The sequence below is a fragment of the Enterobacter sp. 186315 genome (assembly GCF_053290175.1).
In genome coordinates this window covers 1-4,228 of sequence record NZ_JBPTTK010000045.1, presented here as the reverse complement: position 1 = coordinate 4,228, position 4,228 = coordinate 1, and the positions used below count along the sequence as shown (strand labels likewise).

The following is a 4,228-nucleotide window of genomic DNA, read 5'->3' as shown; positions in this document are numbered from 1 at the left end:
CCAGTTAAGGGGTTGGGACCACGGTCCCAGTTAAGGGGTTGGGACCACGGTCCCATATTAGGAATTTGAACCATGGTCTTGAAGAAGGTAAAGCAGGAAGATAACTACCGAATTAATGCTTGTTTTTCTTCGTAGCTAAAAGCTCAAGCATTTCTTCAAACTTCCCAATATCTTCCTCGGAAAGTTTGGAACGATCCAGGCTGATAATCACTTTATTTCCTTTATAACGCGCTGTTGCTCCAGGAATGAACTCACGCTTTTCTGGGGCCTGATTTACTTTCTTGCTGGAATCTTTAAGCAAGGCAGTAAGAAATTGAATTATTTCATCAGCCTCAAGTACTACACCTGCTTTTCTCTTCTCTGATAGCTCAAAAGCCCCATCGAGTAAACGAGCTTCGTTCTCAGAAAAGATTTTCTGTAAACTTTCGCCAGCCCTTGCGGAAAGCTCGCCTGGATGAGAGAAGAGGGCGATCACATCTCTTGGTAGCCTAGAAGTATTGATACATCTGGTTATGACTTTCCTTGAGATGTTTTCAGCATCGGCCAAGGCAGAGATATTTCCGTTAAATTCTTTTTCTAAACGTTGAGAATAACGCGTACCTCTTTCATAAGCACTTGTCGGTCTGTAATCATTTCCAAGTTTGCATAAAGCATCCATCTGTTCGTCATCAAGGGCACCAACGAGTATGCGATACTCAGTTGATGTAAAGATGGCAGTCATGCGACGGCGACTACCATCGGCAACTTCAATATGACCGTCGACCTTACGCCCAAACGCCGGATTTTGTTGGCCGGTAAGCAAGAACGATGGTATGAGATCGTCCAAAGCCTCTTCTATTAGAAAAGCTTGATCACGTTCATTACCAGCCCAGACCTTAGTTGAGCTGGCGACATCTGCACCGGGTATGGTCTCAAGAATAAATTTTACTTCTCGTCCACACACGGGAAGGGTAATAGTATTACCCTTTGCCATAGCGCCTACTCGAGCAATTAGTGTGTCTACCATAGGAGCTGCAGGGGCCGATACAGTAGTTACAGGAACGACTGAAGGAATAGATTTAGGGATGATAGGTGCTCGTTTCATTAGCGGATTTCCCAACGAGGTTTAATGAGACGGTCGAAAATTTCATTACAAACCGGCTCCCAAATTGCGAGCGCATTCCTCCATGCTCCAGTAGAAGAACGCTGATCAATTGCTTGTTCAAATACTGTTCGCATTCGAATTTGGCCTTTACCTACTTCATCCGTTTCGCGTACCACGTTTTTAAGAACCATGCTTCCCCATGCATCCCTGATTTGCTCTTCCATCCAAGGCGACTGGGAACCATTATTATTGTTATATTTAGTAAGCAAGATTCTGACATCTGGTTCAAAGCCTTGTAGATCTACATTCTTCAGCAAATCCCGGAGCATATCGAAAAATTGCAATGCAGAGGTATAGTCAAAGAGCTCAGCGGGGGTAGGGACTAATAACACGTCAGCAGCACATACAACGTTGATTGTGCCGATACCAAGATTAGGAGCACTATCGATAACAACAACATCGTAATCATGGGCTACCGTTTCAATGGCCAGCCTTAGCATCATGTGAGGTTCTGTCGGCAGCTTTCCTTCGTCGAAACGTCCCATCAACTCAGTTTCAATACGATGTAAGGCCAGACAAGAAGGGATGATATCAAGGCCAGGCCAGCAAGTTGGTTTTACCGCATATGAAGCATCATCTCGTTCACCGAGATAGAAGGGGAGGAGAGTATCTTCAGAATGAATATGTAAATCAGGAACCCAACCGTGATACATCGAGGCCGTCCCTTGCGGATCGTTGCCTTCGACTAACAGTACGCGAAGTCCTTTTAAAGCCAGATCCTGAGCAAGATGAACGGAGACAGAAGTTTTATAAACTCCACCTTTATGAGCTGCAACACCGATTACCGGAGGTAAGCTTTCATCTGGGCGACGGAGGCGGGTACTAAACACATCTCGCATGTGGTTTATTTGCTCAATGGTATAGCCAACGCGCTGTTCAACGCGTCCTCGTAATTCCATATCTGGATGCGGCAATCGTCCTGCTTTTTCAGCGTCACGAATAGCCTGGGATGAAACACCGATCAGGTCAGCTGCCTCACCAACTCGCCACCGACGGGTTATTTTTCTTGCTTCAGGGCTATCATCATTAAATTGAGCAATTGCGATGGCTTTCGTCATCTCATGTCCTGCTGCAATGCACTGGTTAAGCGTATCCATTAATCCCATTTGAAACCCCTTCAAATCAACTTTGCATAATTATATTAAATCTTGATAAAACAAGCAAAGCAACCAAAAATATGCAAAACCACTAAAAAAATGCAAAGTGCATCAAATCTTGCAAAGTTGATAACTTTTTAAACAGAATCCTTCAACTCATAAGAAAGTTTGAAAGTTTGAAAGTTTGAAATTACTGGACAACAATTAACTGCAAACCATTCAAAATGGTAGGGTATCTTTTTCGTATACCGAGCGGCCCTTTCCTCCTTGATGCAGACGAAACACTGTATACATGAGGGCAGGGCGGCTGAAAACAGTACTCATGACCTCTACAAAATGTAATTTTCATAAATGCATCACCCGCACTTATTGGGAATAACCTTCTTAATAGCCTGAATGATAAAGGTGGGTCATAGCATGCATAAAGTGTGTCGCAACATGCTTAGAAAAACGATCATCGGAGGATCTTAAAAATGTTGGGTATAAACATGAAAAAGTGGGCAGCGATATGCTAAAGGTGTGTCACAGCATGCGGGTCCATTTGGATTGGTACAAAAATCAACCTAACAAAACAGGCATGAATACTAGTGTGCCACGATAACATGTTATGACACACCTAAAATCATGATACGACCCACCATTACTGGATCGCCTGCATAATGTGACCCACCTTCTATGACCCCATTTCTTTGAGTTTTTTATTTCGCTTATGAATCAACACAGTTAGAGTTCGACCATCTTTAATAATGGAATACTCAATGTAGCCAATGACTTGTAGTTGCTTCAAAGCAGCCTTGATCAGCCGGTTCTGCTCCTTTACTGGAGAGGTCAAATTCAATCGCTCAATGATGCGATCAAATCTAATTGGGGCAGGGTTATCGGGCAGACTTGCTATGTAGGTATAGAGTGTCTGAGCAACTTCTTTACCTTTGAGCATATGGTAGGGACGCTTGCGCAGTAGGATGTTGTAGTCAATCTGGTACAGTTCATGGAGGCGCTCATCGGCCTGGAGCGTGATTGTATCGGACTCTCTCGTATACTTACCGCTCTTAAGGAGCTGAGTAAAAAATTTATCTCCAGTTTTCTTACTGTTGAATTGAACAGTCTTGGTACCAATCCGGGTAAGAGCATCAAAAATGGTGTCACGCAGACGTTTGTTAAACTGGCGAGAATCATACTGGCACAACGCGGCGAACTCAGTGAAAGGCAGCTCGATGGTATTTGATTTCAAGCCGTATTTACTGAAGGCACCAATAATGCCCATCCAGACGCTGAAGTCCGTTGATATGTTCAGTCGCTCACCAAAGATCCTGACTTCGTCATAACCTTCCTTACGGGCGAACTCAAGCTGGGAGAACGACGAAGAAACATCTATACCGGACTTCTGCCCCTTAGGAATTGCACGACTGGCAGGAACAAAGACACCCAGACGCAGTAAAATCGCTGGCTGAACTGATGAATTGTTTGTGACTGTTAATTGGTGTACCTCTCCTTCATTTGTAATTTGGGAGGGTATAAAATTGTTATCAGTCATATAGTTACACCACTGTGGTTAGAATCCATTCGAGGTTATCCACAAAAGGTGGATAGTTCGTTATTTGACATGATGCGACACACCATTTTGCATGTTATGACACACCAAGAGCATGATGTCACCCACTTTGCTCATGGCATGACACACCAATTACATGTTGCGACACACTTATTGCATAATACGACACACCCAAATCCTCTGAATGCCTTGTCTGACGTGGCTTGCAGCGATCGGGGATCTGTTTGGGACTATAAGGATCCATTTAGGATCTTCAATAGGATCGTGTTATAGGATCTAACCGGTGTATATGTTGATAACTTTTTGAGATCCGAGAGGATGAAAAGGGATAGTGCCCAAATAGCATAATGCCACTGAAAGTTTTAACTTAACAGACAGGCGGTAATGACTCCAACTTATTGATAGTGTTTTATGTTCAGATAATGCCCGATGACT

The 4,228-nt window shown here is 43.6% G+C and carries 3 protein-coding genes; all 3 read right to left on the bottom strand.

All coding sequences use genetic code 11. The features are described from left to right. Positions 1–112: 112 nt before the first annotated feature. The 3 genes from ACSVHP_RS22780 to ACSVHP_RS22770 all read right to left on the bottom strand — a co-directional run bounded on the left by ACSVHP_RS22780 (position 113) and on the right by ACSVHP_RS22770 (position 3,775). A complete protein-coding gene (locus tag ACSVHP_RS22780; RefSeq protein WP_103181186.1) occupies positions 113–1,084 on the bottom strand; it encodes a ParB/RepB/Spo0J family plasmid partition protein in 972 nt (323 codons plus the stop codon). After that, a complete protein-coding gene (sopA, locus tag ACSVHP_RS22775; RefSeq protein WP_103181187.1) occupies positions 1,084–2,250 on the bottom strand; it encodes a plasmid-partitioning protein SopA in 1,167 nt (388 codons plus the stop codon). The genes ACSVHP_RS22780 and sopA overlap by 1 nt, the downstream gene beginning before the upstream one ends. A 664-nt stretch (positions 2,251–2,914) precedes the next feature. Beyond that, a complete protein-coding gene (locus tag ACSVHP_RS22770) occupies positions 2,915–3,775 on the bottom strand; it encodes a RepB family plasmid replication initiator protein (protein ID WP_103181188.1) in 861 nt (286 codons plus the stop codon). Positions 3,776–4,228: the final 453 nt, after the last annotated feature.